Origin of the sequence: Variovorax sp. WDL1, assembly GCF_001541225.1 — a bacterium.
Classification (GTDB): Bacteria; Pseudomonadota; Gammaproteobacteria; order Burkholderiales; family Burkholderiaceae_C; genus Variovorax.
The window spans coordinates 43,563-64,874 of sequence record NZ_LMTS01000236.1; the positions used below are offsets into that span (position 1 = coordinate 43,563).

The following is a 21,312-nucleotide window of genomic DNA, read 5'->3' on the forward strand; positions in this document are numbered from 1 at the left end:
GGGATTATCCCCGCAAGGCTTCAGGCCTCGCTGGCTGAGGGGCTGGCGCGGGCCGCGGCGGGCCGTCCACGCCGCGCAGCATGAATGCCGCCAGCAGCGCCGCGGCCAACGCCACGGCGGCGCTGATCGACGCGGTGAGCTCGAATGCCTGGGCAAAGGCAGCGCGCGAGGCTTCCAGCAAGGCCGCGCCGGCCGGCCCGGGCAGCGCCGCCGCCGCGTCGATCGCAATGCCGAGCCCGGTGCGGGCCGCCTCGGCCACGGCAGGCGGGACGCCCTCCAGCGCGCTCTGCGCCATCGCATGCCGGTAGACGGCCACGATCAGGCTGCCCAGCATTGCAATGCCCAGGGCGCCGCCGAATTCCGAACTCGTCTCCTGGATGGCCGAGGCCGCGCCGGCCCGCTCGGGCGGGGCCGTGCCCACCATCATGTCGACCGCCAGCGTGAATGCGAAGGACAGGCCCAGCGAGAGGATCGTGTAGGCCGCCACCAGCAGCAGCAGCCCGTCCGCACGCTCGACCTGCGCCAGGAGGACGAAGCCGACGGCTGCGATGAGCAGCCCGCCGGCCATCACGAAGCCCGGCCGCACCCGGCGCACGATCCGCGGCGCCAGCGTCGAGCCCACCGCAAAGGCCGCCCCCGAAGGCACGCTCCACAGCCCGGCCTGCAGCGGCGACAGCCCCAGCACCAGTTGCATGTACTGCACGACGAAGAGAAAGCTGCCGAAGGCGATGAAGAATGCCAGCGTGTTGACGGTGAGTGCGGCGCTGAAGGCGGGCGCGCGGAACAGCCCCAGGTCGATCAGCGGATCCGCAAGCCGGCCCTGGCGCCGGAAGAAGGCCCAGCCGATCGCCACGCCCAGCACGACCGAGGTCACGGAGAGCCAGCCGGGCCCGTGCTCCGCGAAGCGCTTGAGGCCGTAGATGACGGCCAGCACCGCCAGCAGCGATTGCGCCGCGCTGAGGACATCGAGCCGCCCGGCCCCGGGGTCGCGGTATTCGGGCAGCAGCCATGGCCCGATCAGCAGCAGCAGCGCCATGACCGGCACGCTGACCAGGAACACCGACCCCCACCAGAAGTGCTCGAGCAGCGCGCCGCCGACCAACGGCCCGATCGTGCCGCCGATCGAGAAGCTCGCGATCCAGACCCCGATGGCCACGGTGCGCTCGCGCGCATCGAGGAACATGTTGCGAATCAGAGAGAGCGTCGAAGGCGCCAGCGTGGCACCGGCCACGCCGAGCAGCGCCCTCGTGGCGATCAGCATCGGGGCGCTGGTCGAGAAGGCCGCCAGCACGGAGGCCAGTCCGAAGAAGGCGGCCCCGATCAGCAGCAGCCGGCGCCGGCCGATGCGATCGCCCAGCGTGCCCATGGTGATCAGCGAGCCGGCCAGCATGAAGCCGTAGATATCGACGATCCACAGCATCTGCGCGCTGCTCGGCCGCAGCGCGGCGCTCAGGTGCGGCACGGCGAGGTTGAGCACCGTGAGATCCATCGCGTAGAGCATGCAGGGCAGCGCGATCACGGCCAGCCCGGTCCATTCGCGGGTGCCGGCCTTGTGCGAAGCGGGAGCGCCGGTCATGCGGCAAGCTCCGCGTTGCGCGCGGTGGTGCAGTTCCACTCGGATGCGGCCCGGCGTCTCATGGCTGCTCGTCCTGCGGCGGGCGCGAGAGCTCGAACACGGGCCTGAGCTCGATGCTGCCGACGCGAGAAGACGGAATGCCGGCGGCCAGCCGCACGGCCTCCTCCTCGCTGGCGGCTTCGACCAGGTAGAAGCCGCCGAGCTGCTCGTTGGTCTCGATGAAAGGTCCGTCCGTGACCGACAGCCGGCCGTCGCGCACGCGCACCACGGCGGCGGTGCTCGCGGCCTCCAGGCCCTCGGACGCAACGAGGTGGCCGCTGGCGCGCAGGCGGTCGTCGTAGTCGAGGTGCTCATTGACGAAGGCGGCCATCTCGGCGGGCGGGATCGTGCCCATCTGCGCGTCGGTCGCGAAGATCATGCAGAGGTATCTCATGGCGCGGTCCTCTCGACCTTGGCGACGGGCCGCACCTCGATGCTGCCGTGCTTCGCCAGCGGGATGCGGGCCGCCACCTGGATCGCGGCGTTGAGGTCCGGCACCTCGATCAGGATGAAGCCGCCGAGCTGCTCCTTGGTCTCGATGAAAGGGCCGTCGGTCTGCGAGAGCTTGCCTGCGCGCGCCTGCACCACCTTGGCGGTCTTCGGCGGCTGCAGGGCCTCGGCGACGACCAGCTGGCCGCGTGCCGCGAGCTCCTCGTCGTAGTCCATCGAATCGTTGTCCAGCCGGGCCCGTTCGCTCGGCGACATCGAAGTCAGCAGCGCGGGATCGAAGTAGACGAGGCAAAGGTATTTCATGCGCATCTCCTGGAAAGAAGGTTGAGGGATACCTCTGGTCGAATGGCCGGGACGGATTTCGACATGCGCGCCGGCTCGGCGGCGGCCGATTTGTTTCAGGATGCATCACCCCCCGCGGGCAGTGCCGCGAGCCGCCGTTCGAGGAACTGGCGCTCGGGCGCCTGCCGCGCCAGTGCCAGCGCGCACTGGTAGGCCGCGCGCGCCTCGGCAAAGCGGCCGAGGCGCCGGCACAGGTCGGCCCGCGCCGCATGGGCCAGGTGGTAATCGGCCAGCTCGCCACGCGCCAGGATGCCGTCGATCAACGACAGGCCGGCTGCCGGGCCGTCGCGCATCGCGACGGCGACGGCCCGGTTGAGCGCCACCACCGGCGAAGGCTCGGCGCGCAGCAACACGTCGTAGAGGCCGGCGATCTGCGCCCAGTCCGTGGCCGCAGCATCGGCCGCCTCCGCATGCACCGCCGCAATCGCGGCCTGCAGCGTGTAGGGGCCGAAGCGCCGGGAGGACAGGGCTTGCGCCACGAGCGCGCTGCCCTCGGCGATCAGCGCGGCGTTCCAGCGGCTGCGGTCCTGCTCCTCCAGCAGCACCAGCTCACCCGCGGCCGAACTGCGCGCCGCACGGCGCGACTCGTGCAGCAGCATCAGCGCAAGAAGTCCGATGGCCTCGGGCTCGGGCAGCAGCTCCACCAGCAGGCGGCCCAGGCGAATCGCCTCCGCCGAGAGGTCGGGCCGCGTGAGCGCCTCGCCCGACGAAGCGGCATAGCCCTCGTTGAACACCAGGTAGACCACGCGCAACACCACGTCGAGCCGCTCGGGCAGCTCGCTCACCGGCGGCACCTGGTAAGGGATGCGCGCCTCGCGGATCCTGCTCTTTGCCCGCACGATGCGCTGCGCGATGGTGGGCGCGGGCACCAGGAAGGCGGCGGCGATCTGCTCCGTCGCGAGGCCGCAGACCTCGCGCAGCGTCAGCGCTGCCTGTGCATCGGGCGCCAGCGCCGGATGACAGCAGGTGAAGATCAAGCGCAGGCGATCGTCCTCGAGCGCCTCGGCATCGGGATCGCGCTCATCCCAGGCCAGGGCGGGGTCGGCCGTGGCCTCGATCGCGCCGACCGCGCCGTCCCCAGTCTCGAAGCGCGCGCGGCGGCGGATGCCGTCGATGGCCTTGAAGCGCCCGGCCGAGACCAGCCATGCGCGGGGGTTGGACGGCACGCCCTGCACCGGCCATTGCTCGAGGGCGGCGTGGAAGGCGTCATGCAGCGCCTCCTCCGCCAGATCGAAGTCGCCCAGCAGCCGCACCAGCGTCGCGAAGATGCGGCGCGACTCGCTGCGGTAGACCGCTTCCGCCGCCTCCCGGGCGGCGAGCCGGCCGGCGTCGGGGATTGGCGGAACAGCGATCAAGTGAACCATCCGGTTGAATTTCGAAGCGCGGCGGCGCCTTGTCAAGCACCGCGCGGGAATGCTTTATGCATGTTGCAGCGCGGCGTAACCCCACCCTGCAAGGAGCTTTCATGCTGGACCGCACCGACACGAAGTTCTCCCACGTCAAGCTCGGCGACACCGACTATGTCCCGGGCGGCTTGCGCGACTTCTTCCTGTACCGGGACCTCGGCATCGCCGAGGCCACGAACGGCAAGGTCATCGCGCACCTGGTCAAGGCCAACATGGCACCGGAAGCGGGCACAGGCTGGCACCGCCACGAGGCGGACTTCCAGATCGTGATCATGGTCAAGGGCTGGGCGCGCTTCATGTACGAGGACAAGGTGACGCTGGTGGAAGCCGGCGACGTGGTGCACCAGCGCCCGGGCATTCGTCATTACCTGTTCGACTATTCGCCGGACATGGAGTACCTCGAGATCGTGTCGCCGGCCGACTTCAAGAGCGTCGACGTCGACCCGGTGTGCGAGGTGCCGGCGCCGACGCCCTGGGCTTAGAGGGCCGCAGCATCCTGCTGGCATGCGCCCCCTTCTGCGGGGTGCAGAATTTTCAGTCTTTCTTGAAGCTACAGCAATTCGGCCGGAAAATCGGCCGATGCCCACCGACGCCCTGCCCCCGCTCAGCCGCCAGTTCATCGCCCACTTCGGGGAGATGGGCAGCAAGTGGGGCATCAACCGCACCGTCGGCCAGATCTACGCCCTGCTCTTCATCTCGGAACGTGCGCTCAATGCAGACGAAATCGCGGAGGCGCTGGCTTTCTCGCGGTCCAACGTGAGCATGGGCCTCAAGGAACTGCAGTCCTGGCGCCTGGTGCGGCTGCGCCACCAGCCCGGCGACCGGCGCGAATACTTCGAGGCGCCGTCGGATGTCTGGGAGATCTTCCGCGTGCTGGCCGAGGAGCGCCGCCGCCGCGAGATCGAGCCCACGCTGTCGATGCTGCGCATGGCACTGCTGGAGAAGCCCGGCAGCGACCAGGAGCGCCATGCCCAGCAGCGCATGCGCGAGATGCACGACCTGATCGACCGGCTGATGAAGTGGTTCGACGACGTGCAGCGCCTGGCGCCCGAAACCGCAATGCAGTTGATGGGCATGGGGGCGACGGTGACAAAAGTGCTGGGACTCAAGGATCGGATCACCGGCAGCAAGGGCAAGAAGCCCGGCTGAGCGTACTCACAGGCAAAAGCGCAGCAGCAGGTCTTCGAAGGCCGCCGTGGCGCCGCGCTCGGCCTGCCGGAGGGATGCCGGGTCCGCGACACTCTCGCGCAGTTGCAGGATGAAGTCGCGCCAGCGCGCCGCCACCCCCGCCTCGTGGCCGGCGCCTGCCAGGTAGCGCAACGGGTGCGGCGCGAGGCGGTCGCGCAGCCGCCGGTGCAGCACGACGCCACCGAGTTGCGAACCTTCCACCACGTAGGCCAGCCCCCAGGCAAAGGCTGGCCCTCCCGCGGCCTGCGCTGGGCGAAAGGCGGCAGCGTGCGCGGGCTCGGGCTCGGGCTCGGGGACGGTCACCAGATGGCCGGCATCGGCGAGATCGCTCGATAGATCGGCCAGCTTGGCGTCGACATGCCTCGCAGCCGCATGCAGGGCGACGCTCCCGGCGTCCGCCAGCGCTTGCCGGATTGCCAGCAGCCATGGCCGGAGCACGAGCAGGTGCGCTACGTAGTCGTGCAGCGAGGCATCCGCGCGCGCGATGGGCAGGCCTGTGTCGAGCCGCTCGTGGAGGGGAGCGGTGGCGGCGCGCAGTGCCTGCAGCACGTCGGCACGCAGGGGCAGCGCGAGGGACGATTGGCTTTCTTCAGGCACTGGCGATCAGTTCCTTGACTCGCCGCGCCAGCATCTCCAGCTCGAAGGGCTTGCTCATCACGTGCATGCCAGGGTCCAGGTGGCCGTGGCTCAGGACGGCATTTTCCGCGTAGCCCGTGATGAAAAGCACCTTCAACCCTGGCCGGGCGGTGCGGGCGGCATCGGCGAGCTGGCGCCCGTTGATGCCGCCGGGCAATCCCACGTCGCTCACCAGCAGGTCGACCCGCTCGCCGGACTGGAGCACGCGAAGGGCCTCGGCGCCATCGCCGGCTTCCAGCGTGGTGTATCCCAGGCCCTTCATGACATCGACGATCAGCATGCGCAAGGCCGCCTCGTCGTCGACCACGAGAACGGTGTCACCTCGATGCGCGCGCGGGCTCGTCGCCGGCAGCGTGTTGCGCTCCTCGGGCTCCGCGTCGCGCATGTCGCGCGGCAGATAGATGCTGACCCTCGTCCCCGTGCCGACCTCCGAATAGATCCGCACCTGCCCCCCCGATTGCTTGGCGAAGCCGTAGACCATCGACAGGCCCAAGCCTGTACCCATGCCGATGGGCTTGGTCGTGAAGAAGGGGTCGAACGCGCGGGCCACCACGTCGGGCGCCATGCCGACGCCGCTGTCGCTGACGCTCAGCGACACGTACTGCCCGGGCGCGAGGTCGCGCCCGGCGGCCGTGCGCGCATCGATCCAGCGGTTGGCGGTCTCGATGGTGAGCTGGCCGCCTTCGGGCATCGCATCGCGTGCGTTGATGCACAGGTTGAGCAGCGCACTCTCCAGCTGGCCCGGGTCGGCGTGCACGTTCCAGACGTCGACCCCGGTCACCACGTCCAGCGAGATCTGCGGCCCCATCGTGCGGCGGATCAGCTCTTCCATGCCGGCTACCAGGCGGTTGGCATTGATCGGCTTCGGTTCGAGCGTCTGCCGGCGCGAGAAGGCCAGCAGCCGATGCGTCAACGCCGCCGCCCGCTTGACGGCGCCCTGCGCCACGTCGAGGTAGCGGTCCATCTCGGCAGTGCGGCCCTCGAAGCCCCGCCGCCGCATCAGCTCGAGGCTGCCGGAGATGGCAGCCAGCAGGTTGTTGAAATCGTGCGCGAGGCCTCCGGTGAGCTGGCCCACGGCTTCGAGCTTCTGGCTCTGCCGCAGCTGTTCGCGGGCCGATTCGAGCTCGGAGGCGCGCTCCTTCTGCTCGGTGATGTCGCGCGCCACCGTGTAGTACAGGCCCTCGTCGGGCACGATGGTCCAGGAGAGCCAGCGGTAATCCCCGCCACGCGTGCGGCAGCGGCTTTCGAAGCCGCGGGTGCGCTCGCCGCGCGCGAGGCGTTCGAGCTGCACCTCTGCGGCGGCCAGGTCATCGGGATGCAGCATCCGACGAAGCGGCATGGCGCGCACCTCGTCGCGCGTCCATCCGAGCACCGACTCCCAGGCCGGGTTGACACTCTCGAAATAGCCGTCCGGGTTCGCAACGCCCAGGAGGTCTTCGCTCAGCGCCCAGATCCGGTCGCGCTCGCGCGTGCGCTCCTCCACCTGGCGCTCCAGCGAGGCGGCGAAGGCCTGCAGCTCGATCTGCGCCTCGCGCCGGGCGACGGCGGTGCGCACCCGCTCGCCGACCTCGCGCACGTAGGCGAGCTCATCGTCGGACCATTCGCGCACGTCCCCGTGGTTCAGATAGAGCAGGCCCACCAGGCCCTCGCGCTCGGTGAGCGGCATATTGACGACCGCACGCGCGCAGATGGCCTCCAGCGCGCTTGCATTGGCGCGGGTGCGCGGGTCCTGCCGGGCATCCGCGAAAGCCACCGTCACGCCGCGGCGCAGGTCCTCGATGTAGGAGCCGTAGTCCCTGAAGTTCAGCTTTCCGGCCAGGCTGGCAACGCCGGGCGCGCACCAGTCGCGCTCGATGGTGATGGTCTCCGCCGCCTTGTTGACCACCCCGTAGCCCGCGCGGTCGACGTTCAGCATGCGCCCGAGCATCTCGGAGGCGACGTAGGCGATCGCGCTTGGCTCATCCAGGTCGCGGATGCGGTCGCCCAGCTCGATCAGCGCGACGCGCCGCGCCTCCGCCCGCTGGAAGGCGGCATTCGCTTCGCGCAGCTTGTCCTGGGCAGTCTCCCGGGCGCGCCGATCGGCGGCCTCGCCCAGGGCCCGCTCCAGCACCACCGGCAGGCGTGCCAGGCGGCCCTTGCTCACGTAGTCGGTTGCGCCCCGCTTCAGCAGCTCGACCGCGTTGTCCTCCCCGATCACCCCCGAGACGAAGATGAAGGGCACGCCCGGCGCGGCGTTCTTCGCGATGTCGAGGGCCTGCGCGCCGCTGAAGCCGGGCAGCTGGAAGTCGGACAGGATGAGGGTGGGCGGCCCCCGGCGCAGCGCGTCGAGAAACTGGGCCTCGGTGTTGACCACCGTCGTCTGCACCTGGGGCTGCGCCAGGCGTACGGCTTCGATCAGCAGCTCGGCATCGAACCGCGAATCCTCGAGGATCAGGATCCGCAGGCACGCGGCCGACGCGGGATCGCCGGGTTCATGAATCATGGCGCCGGGCCTTGAGCGAGCCTGGCGGCGGCTCGTTGAGGACGGCCCAGAACACGCCCAGGTCGGCAATCGCCGACACGAACTGCTCGAACAGCACGGGCTTGACCACGTAGGCGTTGACGCCCAGCTCGTAGCTCTTGACGACGTCCGACTCCTCCTGCGAGGAGGTCAGCATCACGATCGGGATGCTGCGCAGCGCCGAGTCCGCCCTCACCTCCTTCAGCACCTCCAGGCCGGTGACCTTGGGCAGCTTGAGGTCCAGCAGGATGACGGCCGGGTTGCCGGCGTCGCGGCCGGCATAGTCGCCCTCGCGCCGCAGATAGTCGAGCGCCTGCGCGCCATCGCGCAGGATCACGACGTCGTTGGCGAGCTGGCTGCGCTCCAGCGCGATCAGCGTGAGTTCCAGGTCGCGCTTGTCGTCTTCGACAAGCAGGATCGGCTTAAGCATTTTTCTCCTCTCCACGTTCATCGGGCACAACATCGCCGGCGCGCGGCAGCAGGAAGCCGAAGGTCGCGCCCCTGTCGACCTCGGCCCGGGCCCAGACCTCCCCGCCATGGCGCTCGACAATGCGCTTCACATTGGCCAGCCCGATACCCGTACCCTCGAACTCCTCGGCGGCGTGGAGCCGCTGGAAAACACCGAAGAGCTTGTCGGCGTACTTCATCTGGAAGCCGACGCCGTTGTCCTCCACCTCCAGTCCGTCGCCGCTTGCCGTGCGCACGCCGCGCACCACGATGTGGGCCGGATCGCGGCCGCGCGAATACTTGATGGCGTTCGACAGCAGGTTGCGTACGGCGACCTGCAGCAGCAGCGCATCCGCATGCAGCCGCGGCAGTTCGGGATCGACGACCCACTCCAGCGGCCCGTTCTCGCCACGCGACAGCTCGCGCACGAGGTCCGAAACCAGCATCGAGGTGTCGACCGCGCGCCGCTTGATCGACGCCCGGCCCATGCGGGAGAAGTCCAGGAGGGAGTCGACCAGCTGCCCGGCAAAGGTGGACGCTTCGCGGACGTGGGAAAGGTAGCGCAGCGAGCGGTCCGACAGCTTCTCCTGGCTCACGACGAGGTCGACGTAGCCGGCGATGTGGCGCATCGGGGCACGCAGGTCGTGCGACACCGTATATGAGAAAGCCTCGAGCTCCTTGTTCACCCTGCCCAGCTCGGTGGCGACCGCGGCCATCTCCTCGGCGCGCCGCAGCACGATCCCGATCAGCGCCTGCCGCAGTTCGGCAGCCGCGCCGAGTTCCGCGTCGGACCACGGCGCCGAACGGCCCCGGATATGTTCCACCCAGCTCGCGAAGCTCAAGCGCGGATGGATTCGCCCGTCCGATGAGGCCGTGGCAGCCTTGCTCGGCTGGCCCGCCCAGGTCACGGTCTGCACGATCTCCGGCCTGAACCAGAGGATGAGGTGCCGGTGCACCTGGGAAATAGAGATCGCCAGCACGCCCGCTCCCCTGGCCGTATACGCCTGCGCAGCCGCGAAGTGCGCGCCCAGGGCATCGCTGTGATAGACCTCGACCCCCATGCCGGCGATCCACTGCGACAGCTCGAGGATCTGCGCCTCCTCCGGGGTGTCGCCGACCTGCCAGACCTGTCCGTTCAGCACGACGGCCGCGCCTGCGGCACGCACCACGCCCAGCATGAGCGACGCCTCTCCCGCCAGTCGTTGCAGGGTGGCGTCGCTCTCCGCGAGCTGCGCGACGATCTCCAGCGTGAGCTTGCGCAACTCCAGCCGCTCGGCGACCGAGGCGTTCGCACTGTTCGACTCGATCTGCAAAGCGAGCAGCTGTCCGAGGTGCTCGCAGGCCCTTCGCGTCGGGATGCTCAGCGGCCTCGGTGCATGGTCATGGCAGGAGATCAGGCCCCACAGCCGCCCTTCGACCACGATCGACACGGAGGCGGAGGCCAGCGTGCCCATGTTGCGCATGTATTCCAGATGCACCGGCGAGACGCTTCGCAGCTGCGACTGCGACAGATCGATCTCGTGCGCCGCGAGCGAGGCGTCGGTGGTCTGCAGGGGCACGGGCCGGTAATTGGCGTCGGCAATCAGGCGGAAGCGGCTCAGCAGATAGAGCTCGCGCGCCTGCCGCGGAATGTCGGAAGCGGGAAAGTGGTGACCTGCATAGCTGTCGTAGCCCGGATCGAGGACCTGGGCGAGCACCTCGCCGTGGCCTTCCGCGTCGAAGCGGTAGAGGAGGCAGCGGCCGAAGCCGGTGAGGCGCTTCATCTCTGCAACGGCGATCCGGCTGAGTTCGTCGAGGGAGCCGGCCCGCTGCAGCTTGGGCAGGAACACGCGCATCAGGGAATAGATGGGGGCCTCGTTGCCCTCGGAGGGCATTGCGGGCTCGAACTCCGCGATCACATGGTCCGCGGTGCGGTGGGCGGAGGCGTCGAACATGAGCGCGCCCAGGCGCACGACGCCGAGCGATTGTGCGGGAGCTCCGACCGGAAGGTCCTGCGCCTGTCGCTCACGCACGAAGGCCGCTGCTTGCTCGGTGCTTCCGGCTTCCCAGTTCGCGCTGAACGCAGCAATGCGCAGTGTTCGCGCGTCCAGCACGAGCATTCGGCCATGCGGCTGGATTGCGCCCGGCACGCGGATCGGCTCGCGATCGCATGCGGTGAGGTCGGCCTCTGGCGCGCTCCGGTTGGAGAGGTGGGTGACAGGCTGGCTGGAGTCGTTCGGCATCTTCAGTCAGCGGCGGATTCTGCCAGCGCGGCAAGGCAGCCCGCGTGAGCGTTCGCCTACGGGCCTTGCAAGTCAAATTCCCGGGAGGCGCCCGCCAGCGCCTGCCACGGCGCATGCCTCAAGGCTTTCCGAGCTTGTCCCGCCGGATCGCCTCGTCGTCCATCAGCTCGTACCACATCGCATTCAGCACCGCGAAGGTCGCGGCGAGGGGGAGTCCCAGCAGCCAGGCGAAGTACCACATGTTCTGTTCCTTTGATTGCTATGGATTGAACGATCAGTAGGCGTGGCCGCGCTCGTCGCGGATGGCGTCGGCATCGACCTTGCCCCACAGGACCTTGTAGACCCAGCTGGTGTAGGCCACGATGATCGGGATGAAGACCGCGGTGACCACCAGCATGATGAACAGCGTCAGGTGGCTCGAGGAGGAATCCCACACCGTGAGGCTGGCGCGCGGGTCGAGCGACGAAGGCAGGATGAAGGGGTACATCGAGGCACCCACGCTGAGGATGATGCCCACGATGCCGAGCGCGCTGGCCAGCAGCGCCAGCACTTCGCGCTGCATGCGCATCCCCAGGAAGGCCAGCAGCGTGCCCGCCAGCCCGAGGGCCGGCGCGATCCACAGCCACGGACGGGCCGCGTAGTTCGCAAACCAGGCGCCGGGTTGGTGGGCCACGGTCTTGAGCAGCGGGTTCGACGGCCCGCCGGTGGGCAGCGCGCTGGTCACGCGGTAGCCGTCGATCCAGAACCACAGCACCACGCCCGCCAGCGCGTAGAGCACCAGCGTGAGCAGCGCCGCCACGCTGCCGAAGCGGCGTGCGCGCTCGGCCACCGGCCCTTGCGCCTTCAACTGCAGCCAGGCGCTGCCGTGCATCAGCAGCATGGCCACGGAGACCAGGCCGCACAGCAGGGCGAAAGGATTGAGCAGCCCGAAGAAGGAACCCTCGTAGAAGATCCGCATGTCGGGCTCGAGCCGGAACGGCACACCCTGCAGCACGTTGCCCATGGCCACGCCGAAGATCAGCGACGGGACCAGGCCCGTGACGAAGAGCGTCCAGTCCCAGCGTGCGCGCCAGCCCGCATCCTCCTGCTTGCTGCGGAACTTGATGGCCACCGGCCGCAGGATCAGGGGCACCAGTATGGCGAACATCGCCAGGTAGAAGCCCGAGAAGGACACGGCGTAGAGCTGCGGCCAGGCCGCGAAGATCGCGCCGCCGCCGAGGATGAGCCAGACCTGGTTGCCCTCCCACACCGGGCCGACGCTGTTGATGATCACCCGGCGCTCGAGATCGTTGCGCCCGGCGAAGGGCAGCAGCATGTTGGTGCCCAGGTCGAAGCCGTCGGTCACGGCGAAGCCGATCAGCAGGACGCCGAGCAGCAGCCACCAGACCAGGCGCAGGGTTTCGTAGGAGATGAGTTCGTGCAGGATCATGATGTGCTCCTTCGTTCAGTCGGCGGCGGCCAGCGGCGTGCCTGGCGGCAGGGCCAGGTCAGGCTCGGCGCGGTGGGCGGCCGGCGGCGGAACCGGATGATGTTCCTCGGGGCCCTTGCGGATCGACTTGAGCATCAGCTTCATCTCGATCACGAAGAGCACGGTGTAGATCAGCGTGAAGCCGGCGATGGTGAGCAGCACCGTGCCGACGCCCAGGTTCGACACCGCCACGGCAGTGGGCAGCACGCCTTCGATCACCCAGGGTTGGCGGCCGAGCTCGGCCACGATCCAGCCGCACTCGGCTGCGAGCCAGGGCAGCGGGATCGAGAACACCGCGACCTTGAGCAGCCATGGGTACGCGTCGAGCCTGCGCCGTGCCGACAGCACGAAGAAGGTCGCCGTCAGCAGGATGAAGAACACGCCCAGTCCGACCATGATGCGGAAGGACCAGTAGAGCGGCGCCACGGGCGGGACGGTGTCGCGCGCGGCCTGGGCGATCTGCTCGGGCGTGGCCTGCCGCGGGTCGTCCACGTAGCGCTTGAGCAGCAGCGCATAGCCCAGTGCATGGCCGTTGTCCTCGAAGATCTTGCGCGCGGATTCGGGCACGGCGGCATCGCTGCCGGCCGCGCGGATCTTCTGCAGCGCGTCGTAGGCCGAGATGCCGACGCGGATGTTGAGCTCGGCGCGGTGCACCAGGTCGTCGATGCCGGGGATCTCGGTCGTCAGCGAGCGGGTGCCGATCAGCCCCATCACGGCCGGAATGTGGATGGCGTAGTGCGTCTCCCGCGATTCCTGGTCGGGGAAGCCGAAGGCGGTGAAGGCAGCCGGCGCCGGCTCGGTCTTCCACATCGCCTCGACGGCGGCCAGCTTCATCTTCTGGTGCTCGGTCGAAAGGTAGCCGCTCTCGTCGCCCAGCACCACGACCGACAGCGAAGCGGCGAGGCCGAACGAGGCGGCCACCGTCATCGAGCGCTTGGCCAGCTGCAGGTGCCGCCCGCGCAGCACGTACCAGGCCGACACGCCGAGCACGAAGATGGCGGCGACCGTGTAGCCGGCCGACACCGTGTGCACGAACTTGGCCTGCGCGACCGGGTTGGTCAGCACCGCGGCGAAGTCGGTCACCTCCATGCGCATGGTCTGCGGGTTGAAGGCGGCGCCCACGGGGTTCTGCATCCAGCCGTTGGCGATCAGGATCCACAGCGCGGAGAAGTTGGAACCGATGGCCACGGCCCAGGTGGTCACCAGGTGTCCCACCTTGGAGAGCTTGTCCCAGCCGAAGAAGAACAGGCCGACGAAGGTGGCCTCGAGGAAGAAGGCCATCAGTCCCTCGATGGCCAGCGGCGCGCCGAAGACGTCGCCGACGTAATGGCTGTAGTAGCTCCAGTTCATGCCGAACTGGAATTCCATGACGATGCCGGTGGCCACGCCCATCGCGAAGTTGATGCCGAAGAGCAGGCCCCAGAACTTCGTCATGTCGCGCCAGATGACGCGTCCGGTCATCACGTAGACCGTCTCCATGATGGCGATGATCACCGCCAGCCCGAGGGTCAGCGGCACGAAGAGGAAGTGGTAGAGCGCCGTCAGTGCGAACTGCAGCCGTGAGAGTGCGACGATGTCGAGGTCCATGGGGGCTTTCCTTTCGTTTTCTTGTGCTGGCTAGTCGGGCCGCAGGGCGCTCAACGCAGCCTCGAAGGCCGTCGTGCCGCGCCGCAGGTCGGCCACGATGCGACCGGCGCGCAGGACGAGCAGCCGGTCCGCCAGCTCGGCTTCGCGCCGCAGGTGGGTGGCGATCAACAGCGAGCGGCCGGCGGCCTGGGCCCGCAGCCTGAGCAGCACGTCGTGCGCGGTGGCAGTGTCCAACGCTTCGGTGGGCTCGTCGATCAGCCAGAAGGGTACGTTTCGCAGCAGCAGCCGCGCCAGCGCGAGCCGGCGCGACTGGCCGCCGGACAGGCCCAGGCCGCCTTCGCCAAGCATGCTGTCGAGGCCCGCGGGCATGGCGCGCACTTCGTCGGCCAGGCCTGCTGCCTGCAGAACGGACCACAGCCGCGCATCGTCTGCCGAACGGTCGGCGAGCCGCAGGTTGTCGCGCAGGCTGTCCTGGAACAGGTCGGTGCGCTGCGTCAGCAGGCAGGTGGCGAGGGCGCGCAGCTCGCCGTCCGCGGGCGCCAGCTCGCCCGCGGCGGCGGCAAGCAGGGTCGACTTGCCCGCGCCGCTGGGGCCGATGACCGCCACGCGCTCCCCCGCGGCCACGGTGAAAGTGCCGTGCTGCAGCGCAGGCTTGCGGCTGCCGGGATGAACCAGCGTCAAGGCGCGCACTTGCAGCGCCAGGCCTTCGTCGGGCACGGGCGGGGCGGGCATGGGCTCGGGGCCCGCCGCCATGTGCGGGGCCAGCCGCCGTGCGGCCAGCCAGGCGCGTCCGGCTTCCAGCGCGCCGCGACGCAGGGATGCGAAAGGTTCGACGGCAGCCAGCGCGACCAGGAGCGCCAGTGCGGCGGCCGGCGCGCCGATCGCGCCCTCGCCCATCAGCAGGCCCGCGGCCAGCAGTACCGCCGCCAGGGTCAACGTGCCGGCCAGGGTGTAGGCCATGCCCGCTCCGGCCTCGAGCCGGTTCAGCGCCAGGTCGGCCACTGCCAGGTGGCGGTCGGCCACCGCCAGCGCTTCGCGCTGTGCGTCGATGCGGCCTGCCATGACCAGTTCGGTCTGGCCGGCCACGAGGTCCGCCGTCCGGGCGCGCAGGCTTTCCATCCCCTGGGCGCGGCGCACTGCGGCCGGCCCGGCACGGCGCGCGAGCACCAGCGCAATGCCCCAGCCGGCGCCGAGCAGCCACAGCGTCAGCAAGAGGCCGAGCCAGGGGCTCATCGCGCCGAGCACCAGCCCGGCCAGCAGCGCCGCGCCGAGCGCCGCGGCGACGGGCACCAGCAGGCGCAGGTAGAAGGACTCCAGCGCATCGATGTCGGCGCTCAGCCGGAACAGGAGCCGCGCCGGCCGCGCGAGGAGCTGGCGCGCCGCGTCGGGCCGGGCCCAGCCGCGAAACAGTCGCACGCGCAGCGCGGCGAGCACGGCGAAGGTCGCGTCGTGCGTCAGCAGCCGTTCGCCGTAGCGTGACGCGGTGCGGCCCAACGCCAGCAGGCGGATGCCGGCCGAGGGCATGAACACGTCGAAGACGAGGGCGGTGGCAGCGTGCAGGCCGGCCAGCGCGGTCGCGGTGATGAACCAGCCCGAGAGGCCGAGCAGCCCCATGCCCATCAGCACGGTGAGCGCGGCCAGCACCGCGCCGAGCAGCAGCCGGCGCGGCTCGGCGGCCAGCAGCGGGCGCCACACCGTGAGCAGGTCGCGCCAGCGCTTCGTCATGCGGCCTCCTGCACTGGCACGTCATCGAGGCTGACCACGCGGTCCATCCGCGCGGCCAGCACCGGGTCGTGGGTGGCGACGATCAGGGTCTTGCCTTGGGCCAGCGCGATCAGAGACTCGGCGACATGCGCCGCGGTCGCGGTGTCGAGGTGGGCCGTGGGCTCGTCCACCAGCAGCAGGTCGGCGTCCGCATTCACGGCCAGCCGCGCAAGTGCCAGCCGCGCGGCCTCGCCGCCCGAGAGGCCGCGGCCGCCCTCGCCCAGGCTGGCGCGCGGATGGGCCTGCGCCACCGCGTCGAGCGCCGCAAAGCGCATCGCGGCCCCGACCTGAGCCGGCTGCACGCCGTCGCGGCCCAACGCGACGTTGGCCTCGACCGAGCCCGCGAACACATGGGGCTTCTGGCCCATCCAGGCCATGCGCCGCCGCAGCGCGGTCGCCGTCCGGTCGGAGAGCAGGACGCCGCCCACCACGACCTGCCCCTGCCGGGCCGGCAGCAGACCTGCGATGAGGCTGAGCAGGGCCGTCTTGCCCGAGCCGCTGGCGCCCATCAGTGCCACATGCTCGCCCGCGGCGACGCGCAGGTCGCGGCCCTCGAAGACCGTGCCGCCGCCGGCATGGGCGAGGCGCACCCCGCGCAGCCGCACCGACGGCGGACCTTCGGCCGCGCCGCGCCCCTCGCCCGGCAGTCCGACATTTGCACCGAGGAGCTCGGTCTCGCCATGCTCCAGCCGGTCGAGCGCCGCGAGGGCCGCTTCGCCCGCCGCACGGTCGTGCCAGACGGCCGACAGCTCGCGCAAGGGCTCGAAGAAGGCCGGCGCCAGCAGCAGCACGAACAGGCCCTCGCCCAGGCTCAGACGCCGGCCCCAGGTGCCGAACTCGAAGGTGCCGAGCAGGTGGAAGCCGACATAGGCCGCAACCATCGCGACGCCCAGGGCGGAAAACAGCTCCAGCACTGCGGATGACAGGAAGGCGATGCGCAGCACCGCCATCGTGCGCCGGCGCAGCCCCTGCGCCGCCTCGCCCAACCGTAGCGCGGTGGCGTCGATGGCGCCGAGCGCGCGCAGACTGGCCAGGCCCCGCAGACGGTCGAGCAGGAAGGCGTGCATGCCGCCGGCCTCGACCATGTGCGCCTCGCTCGCCGCCCGGGCTTGCCAGCCCACGATGGCCATGAAGAGCGGGATCAGCGGCGCCGCCACCAGCAGGATCACCGCCGCGACCCACGAATAGAGCGCCACCAGCGGCAGGATCAGCAGCGGCACCACCGCCGCGCGCCAGCGCGCCGGGGCATAGCGAACCAGGTAGGGCACCACCGCCTCGGCCTGCTCCGCGATCGCACTGGCCGCCAGGCCAGAGGCCGGGCGCGCGCGGTCCAGTGGCGAATGCGCAGCGAGCGCGGCTGCAGCCTGCGTCCGCAGCGCCGACAGTGCGGCCCGCGCGGCGGAGAACACGCGGCGCATGCCCCAGGCTTCGCAGAGGGCACGCATCAGGCCCAGCAGCACGATGCCGAGCGCAGGCCACAACACCGCCGGCATGCCTTCGCCCCTCGCCAACCCGTCGACCGCCCAGGCCAGCAAGGCGGCTTGCGGCAGCCACAGCAAGGCCGCACCGCCCTGGACCAATCCGGCCACGCGCGGCATCGGGGGCAGGCGCTTCAGGCTCGAGGACGATGCTGGGGAATTCATGCCTTTGTTTCTTGTAATTTCAGTATTTCCTGAAATCTCGTGAAGTCTAAGGGATATCGCACCACCCTGCATTCTGTTGCGCCCAAGTCCCGGCGGGACGCTTTTCCGCGCAGCGGCCCGCACCCGCTAAGCTACAGCGCCAATGTGACCGCCCGCCGGAGCCCCCAATTGAAAGTTCTTTCCATCACGCCCACCTACTTTCCGCAGGTGGGAGGCATCGAGTCCGTGGTTCGCGAACTGGCCATGCGCACCTCGGGCCCGGGCGTGCAGGTCGACGTGGCACATGTCTCGGCCAAGCTGGCGGAACCCTCCGTGGACGAGGTGGACGGCCTGAAGGTGTACCGCGTGCCGGTCGCCGGCAACCGGCTCGCCGGCTATGCGCGCGACTTCGGCCGCTTGGCCGCGGGCTATGACCTGCTGCACGTACACGACCCGCAGTTGATGATGCTCACCGGCAACGTGCTGCTGCAATGCCGGCACATCCCCGCGGTACTGAGCACGCACGGCGGCTTCCGGCACACGACGCGGCACCGGGCGATCAAGTGGCTGCACGAGCGCCTGCTGATGCGCTCGCTGCTGCGGCACTACCGCAAGATCCTGGCGACCAGCGAATCGGACACCGCGTACTTCAGCCAGTTCTCGGACCGCGTCGAGAAGTGCGAGAACGGGATTGCCTATGCCAAGTTCCAGCAGGGCCGGCTGACCGGTACGCCCGATCCCGCGAAATGGATCTACTGGGGCCGCTGGTCGCGCAACAAGCGCATCGACGCGGTGATCCACACGGTCGCGATGGCCCGCGACCAAGGCATCGCAATCGATCTGCTGATTGCCGGGCCGGATTTCGACAACCTGCGCGAGTCGCTGCAGAACCAGATCAGCGCACTGAAGCTCGACGCATCGGTCCGACTGCATCCGTACATCGAGGATGCCGCGCTGATGCACGAACTGCAGCAGCGCACGGTGTTCGTCACCGGCAGCGAGTACGAGGGCTTCGGCGTCGGCATCCTCGAGGCCATGGCGGCCGGCAAGATCGTGCTGTGCCGCGACATCGCGCCGATCAATGGTTTCGTCGAGCGCGGCGTCAACGGCTATTTCCTGGACTTCGAGCGCAGTGCCGGCGACCTGGCCACGGTCCGCGAACTCACCGGTCTGGACGCCGCGCGCTGCGCAGCCATGTCGGAGGCCGCGCAGCGCGTGGCCAAGCGCTACGACTGGGACTCGGTGGCGCGGCAGTTTTCCGCGCACTATGCGCAGGCGCTGGCCGTCGGCGATTGAGCGGTTTCGCGTCGCCCACCGCGGATTCCAGGGACCAAGACGCCGCCTCAAGCTGCCGGCCCATCGCCCCGCCGAGCAGCGAGATGGGCAAGCGGGGCCAGGACGGATGCTCAGACGCTACAGCTTGGTAGCAAGAGTTCCTAGGGCTCTCACCCTGCCGATTTGTCCGCTAGCCAGCACAAGCTCGAGGGCTTTCTTCACCCATTCAGAGCGCGCCTGCCTGCCTGCAGGGATGAACAGCGGATCGTATGACTCACTCCACAAAATTCCCAACTGGAGGATCAGCGCCGACCAGCTTCGCGGCGCCTTCACGCAACTGCGCGAGCCATGCTCCCTGGGGAGAAGCATCAGGCAACATCGCTCGCGACATGGCCTGCAGGTAGTCGAAGGAGGTTGCCCCCAGCACCGGCTGCGACGCCGGTGGGATTATTTGATTCAACGCTAGAACATAGGGATCCTGGGAAAGCGGAACTGAGTACTTTGTTGACAACCACTCCCGCGTCAAGGCCCGGAACCTATCAGCCAGCGGCCCCGGTACGGCATCCACCTGACCGCCAGCGTGAGTCTGCACGATCAGCGACCCGGCCATTTCACCCGGGCCGGCCGTCGCATTCGAGAGTGCAAGGTTCGCGAATACTTGGTAGTCCGCTTCCTCAAGCATCGACAGGAATGCGAGGAGGATGTCGTCATCCTGGGTACGGTTGGACTGGTCGTTGACCAGAGAACTCAGCATTCCCCCAATGAAGCTCTCGGCCCTCCGGTTTCCCGGAGCCAGCGCCACACCCAAGACACCGCAGCGACGCATGGCGACCCGGGCTCCCTCACCGGAACCTGCGTCGAACGCGGCCACGAGCCGCTCGGTGATCCATTGGCGCAGGGCGGAGTCGAAGTCGATGACCTGCATGTCCAGTGGAGGCAGGAGCTCTCTGGCAGTTGCCAGTTCGCGGCCGTCCAGTTCGGCAAGCAAGGCCGAGAGCGATGTGGCACGCGCCGCACTATCCAAGCCCGCCCAGGCCGCCGTAAGCCGCTTGCGGAACTTGTCGGTGACCTTCTTCGCAAGAGCCGCCGTCGGATCGCCCGCTGCTTCGAGCTGAACGGCATATCCCTGGATTGCGCACAACGCCTGGATAGCGCGCGGTGTGGTCCAGTCGATGTGTGCACTGCGTTTGACTACTCCCGAGAACCCCCCAAAGAGATCGAGCGCAAGCCGCATCGCAGTGTGCGGAGACTCCATCATCATGAGCTCCAAGACATCCTTGACCGGTATGTCCGACTTCGTCGGGACGTTGTCAAGATGCAGGGCGCCGGAAGGAGCTACCGTCAGCCATCCACCCATCTTGAGGCTCGAAAGCCAATCTCACGCCGTCGTCGATATGGACTTGGCGCACGAACGACAATCGCCCCGCGGCGGCTTCGATACACGCGCATAGTTCTTCTCTCGTCATTTGAGCCTTCTTCAACCTGCGTCACGAATGGGTAACAGCAACGAAGGCGAGGTTCCGAGCAGCACAAGGATTGCTCAGGGAGGCACGACCCTCGTGCACTGCAAGCAGCGATTCAGCGTGTTTACGCCGAGCGGGCGCTACGTCGAAGCGCGAGTGACGACCGTGGCTCCTCGCTCCAGAGAGTGGTCGGGCAGGCCGCGGCCGCCGACGGGTTCGTTCACCGCCTCTTCAGGCCGAGGTGATCGCCCCGCAGGCGAGCAGCGCCGCGAACAGGGCCAGCACCCGGGGCCACGTGACCGGCCGCGATTCGACCCAGCGGTACAGCAAGGCCGCAGCGGCGATCGACAGCCCGAAGGCGGCGATGAGGCCGAGCAGACCGGTCCAGGGCCCGACGGGCGCCAGCCGAGCCACCACCGCGCTCACCAGCAACAGCACCGGGAAGTGGATCAGGAACAGCGAATACGAGATGCGCCCCAGCCGCAGCAACGGGGGCCATGCGCCCAGCGCCAGGCCCCCGCGGCGCTGCGCCACCACCAGCAGCAGCGCCGTGACCAACGCCGTGGCGATGCGGCTGCGCCAGTCGAGCGCCAGGGCCGCGGCACCGACCAGCACCAGCAGCGCCACCGCGAACCGCCAGGTGCTGCGCCGCGTGGCGCGGCCGATCCAGAACACCAGCATGCCCAGGCCGTAGGCGCCGAAGAAATAGAGCGCCGTATCGTCCAGCGCCGCGTTGCGGTTGAACACCGCGAGCGAGGCCACGGCGAGCATCAGCACCAGGGCCACCGCCAGCCAGCGCGAGCGCTCCGGGCCCAGTGACCAGCGGCGCTGCAGCAGTTCCGAGAGGCCGATGGCCGCCAGCGCCAGCACGAAGAGCTGGAAGTCGATCGCCACGTACCACACGCCGGTGGAGAGCGCCTCGTAGCCCAGCAGGTCCTGCAGCAGCAGCCCGTGCGCCACCAGCTGCGCCAGGCCGGGCGCCGCCGGCACGGCCTCGTCGAGGAGCCAGGGCCGCACCAGCGCGGCGGCAAGCACGCTGACGATGAGTGCCGCCAGGTAGGGCATGGCGAGCCGGCCGTAGCGCTGGAACACGCGCAGCATGGGGCGGTCGACCCGCAGCACGCCATCGGGCGCGAGGCTGCCCGCGGCCAGGAAACCCGCGAGCACCAGGAACACCTGCACGGCGAGGCGGCCGTTGTCGGCCAGCCATTCGAAAAGCGCCGGCGCCAGCGTGGAGGCACCGGCCGGCAACGGGCCGTAGCGCGCGAGGTGATGGCCGACGATCAGCGCGCAGGCGAGCCCCTTTGCCACGTCGAGCAGTGGCATG

At 69.3% G+C, this 21,312-nt stretch carries 18 protein-coding genes; 3 read left to right on the top strand and 15 right to left on the bottom strand.

Translation table 11 applies throughout. From position 1 onward, the window contains the following. Positions 1-4 precede the first annotated feature (4 nt). From APY03_RS28840 to APY03_RS28855, 4 genes are all read right to left on the bottom strand, one after another. Positions 5-1,576, bottom strand: a complete 1,572-nt coding sequence (locus tag APY03_RS28840; protein ID WP_068682371.1) for an MFS transporter — start codon at positions 1,574-1,576, stop codon at positions 5-7. 58 nt (positions 1,577-1,634) lie between these two features. Next, positions 1,635-2,009 carry a YciI family protein gene (locus APY03_RS28845; RefSeq protein WP_068682373.1) on the bottom strand — a complete coding sequence of 125 codons (375 nt, stop codon included), beginning with the start codon at positions 2,007-2,009 and terminating at the stop codon, positions 1,635-1,637. Further along, complete coding sequence (locus APY03_RS28850) at positions 2,006-2,368, bottom strand: YciI family protein (protein WP_068682375.1); 363 nt, start codon at positions 2,366-2,368, stop codon at positions 2,006-2,008. Before APY03_RS28850 ends, APY03_RS28845 begins: the two co-directional genes overlap by 4 nt. Before the next feature lie 95 nt (positions 2,369-2,463). Then, complete coding sequence (locus APY03_RS28855) at positions 2,464-3,771, bottom strand: RNA polymerase sigma factor (RefSeq protein WP_068682377.1); 1,308 nt, start codon at positions 3,769-3,771, stop codon at positions 2,464-2,466. 101 nt (positions 3,772-3,872) lie between these two features. Between APY03_RS28855 and APY03_RS28860 the strand changes: the two genes are divergently transcribed. Together APY03_RS28860 and APY03_RS28865 are read left to right on the top strand one after the other, a co-directional pair. Continuing rightward, positions 3,873-4,295, top strand: a complete 423-nt coding sequence (locus APY03_RS28860; protein WP_068682379.1) for a cupin domain-containing protein — start codon at positions 3,873-3,875, stop codon at positions 4,293-4,295. A 97-nt stretch (positions 4,296-4,392) separates the two neighbouring features. Next, positions 4,393-4,962: a GbsR/MarR family transcriptional regulator gene (locus APY03_RS28865; protein ID WP_068682381.1), complete on the top strand. Its 570-nt coding sequence runs from the start codon at positions 4,393-4,395 to the stop codon at positions 4,960-4,962. A gap of 6 nt (positions 4,963-4,968) precedes the next feature. Here the strand turns inward: APY03_RS28865 and APY03_RS28870 are convergent, their stop codons facing one another. The 9 genes from APY03_RS28870 to cydD all read right to left on the bottom strand — a co-directional run bounded on the left by APY03_RS28870 (position 4,969) and on the right by cydD (position 17,268). Continuing rightward, positions 4,969-5,598 carry a biliverdin-producing heme oxygenase gene (locus APY03_RS28870; protein WP_232081297.1) on the bottom strand — a complete coding sequence of 210 codons (630 nt, stop codon included), beginning with the start codon at positions 5,596-5,598 and terminating at the stop codon, positions 4,969-4,971. Next, complete coding sequence (locus APY03_RS42805) at positions 5,591-8,119, bottom strand: response regulator (RefSeq protein WP_068682383.1); 2,529 nt, start codon at positions 8,117-8,119, stop codon at positions 5,591-5,593. Before APY03_RS42805 ends, APY03_RS28870 begins: the two co-directional genes overlap by 8 nt. Next, the gene (locus tag APY03_RS28880; RefSeq protein WP_068682385.1) at positions 8,109-8,567 is read right to left on the bottom strand and encodes a response regulator; all 459 of its coding nucleotides are present in this window, start codon (positions 8,565-8,567) and stop codon (positions 8,109-8,111) included. Before APY03_RS28880 ends, APY03_RS42805 begins: the two co-directional genes overlap by 11 nt. Next, positions 8,560-10,806 carry an ATP-binding protein gene (locus tag APY03_RS28885; RefSeq protein ID WP_068682387.1) on the bottom strand — a complete coding sequence of 749 codons (2,247 nt, stop codon included), beginning with the start codon at positions 10,804-10,806 and terminating at the stop codon, positions 8,560-8,562. The genes APY03_RS28880 and APY03_RS28885 overlap by 8 nt, the downstream gene beginning before the upstream one ends. 118 nt (positions 10,807-10,924) lie before the next feature. Continuing rightward, on the bottom strand, positions 10,925-11,047 hold the full coding sequence (gene cydX / locus APY03_RS28890; protein WP_068682389.1) for a cytochrome bd-I oxidase subunit CydX: 123 nt from the start codon (positions 11,045-11,047) through the stop codon (positions 10,925-10,927). 33 nt (positions 11,048-11,080) lie between these two features. Beyond that, positions 11,081-12,235 (bottom strand): cytochrome d ubiquinol oxidase subunit II, encoded by a 1,155-nt coding sequence (gene cydB / locus APY03_RS28895; protein WP_068682391.1) that lies wholly within the window; start codon positions 12,233-12,235, stop codon positions 11,081-11,083. Between the two features lie 15 nt (positions 12,236-12,250). Beyond that, complete coding sequence (locus APY03_RS28900) at positions 12,251-13,861, bottom strand: cytochrome ubiquinol oxidase subunit I (protein WP_068682393.1); 1,611 nt, start codon at positions 13,859-13,861, stop codon at positions 12,251-12,253. A 30-nt stretch (positions 13,862-13,891) separates the two neighbouring features. After that, positions 13,892-15,586 (bottom strand): amino acid ABC transporter ATP-binding/permease protein, encoded by a 1,695-nt coding sequence (locus APY03_RS28905; RefSeq protein WP_068682395.1) that lies wholly within the window; start codon positions 15,584-15,586, stop codon positions 13,892-13,894. Further along, the gene (gene cydD / locus APY03_RS28910; RefSeq protein ID WP_068682397.1) at positions 15,583-17,268 is read right to left on the bottom strand and encodes a thiol reductant ABC exporter subunit CydD; all 1,686 of its coding nucleotides are present in this window, start codon (positions 17,266-17,268) and stop codon (positions 15,583-15,585) included. Before cydD ends, APY03_RS28905 begins: the two co-directional genes overlap by 4 nt. A 168-nt stretch (positions 17,269-17,436) precedes the next feature. Between cydD and APY03_RS28915 the strand changes: the two genes are divergently transcribed. Then, complete coding sequence (locus APY03_RS28915) at positions 17,437-18,543, top strand: glycosyltransferase family 4 protein (protein ID WP_068682399.1); 1,107 nt, start codon at positions 17,437-17,439, stop codon at positions 18,541-18,543. A gap of 253 nt (positions 18,544-18,796) precedes the next feature. Here APY03_RS28915 and APY03_RS28920 read toward each other — a convergent pair whose 3' ends face one another. Together APY03_RS28920 and APY03_RS28925 are read right to left on the bottom strand one after the other, a co-directional pair. Further along, the gene (locus tag APY03_RS28920) at positions 18,797-19,879 is read right to left on the bottom strand and encodes a hypothetical protein (protein ID WP_068682401.1); all 1,083 of its coding nucleotides are present in this window, start codon (positions 19,877-19,879) and stop codon (positions 18,797-18,799) included. 337 nt (positions 19,880-20,216) lie between these two features. Continuing rightward, positions 20,217-21,311 carry an acyltransferase family protein gene (locus APY03_RS28925; protein ID WP_068682403.1) on the bottom strand — a complete coding sequence of 365 codons (1,095 nt, stop codon included), beginning with the start codon at positions 21,309-21,311 and terminating at the stop codon, positions 20,217-20,219. Between the last annotated feature and the right edge of the window lies 1 nt (position 21,312).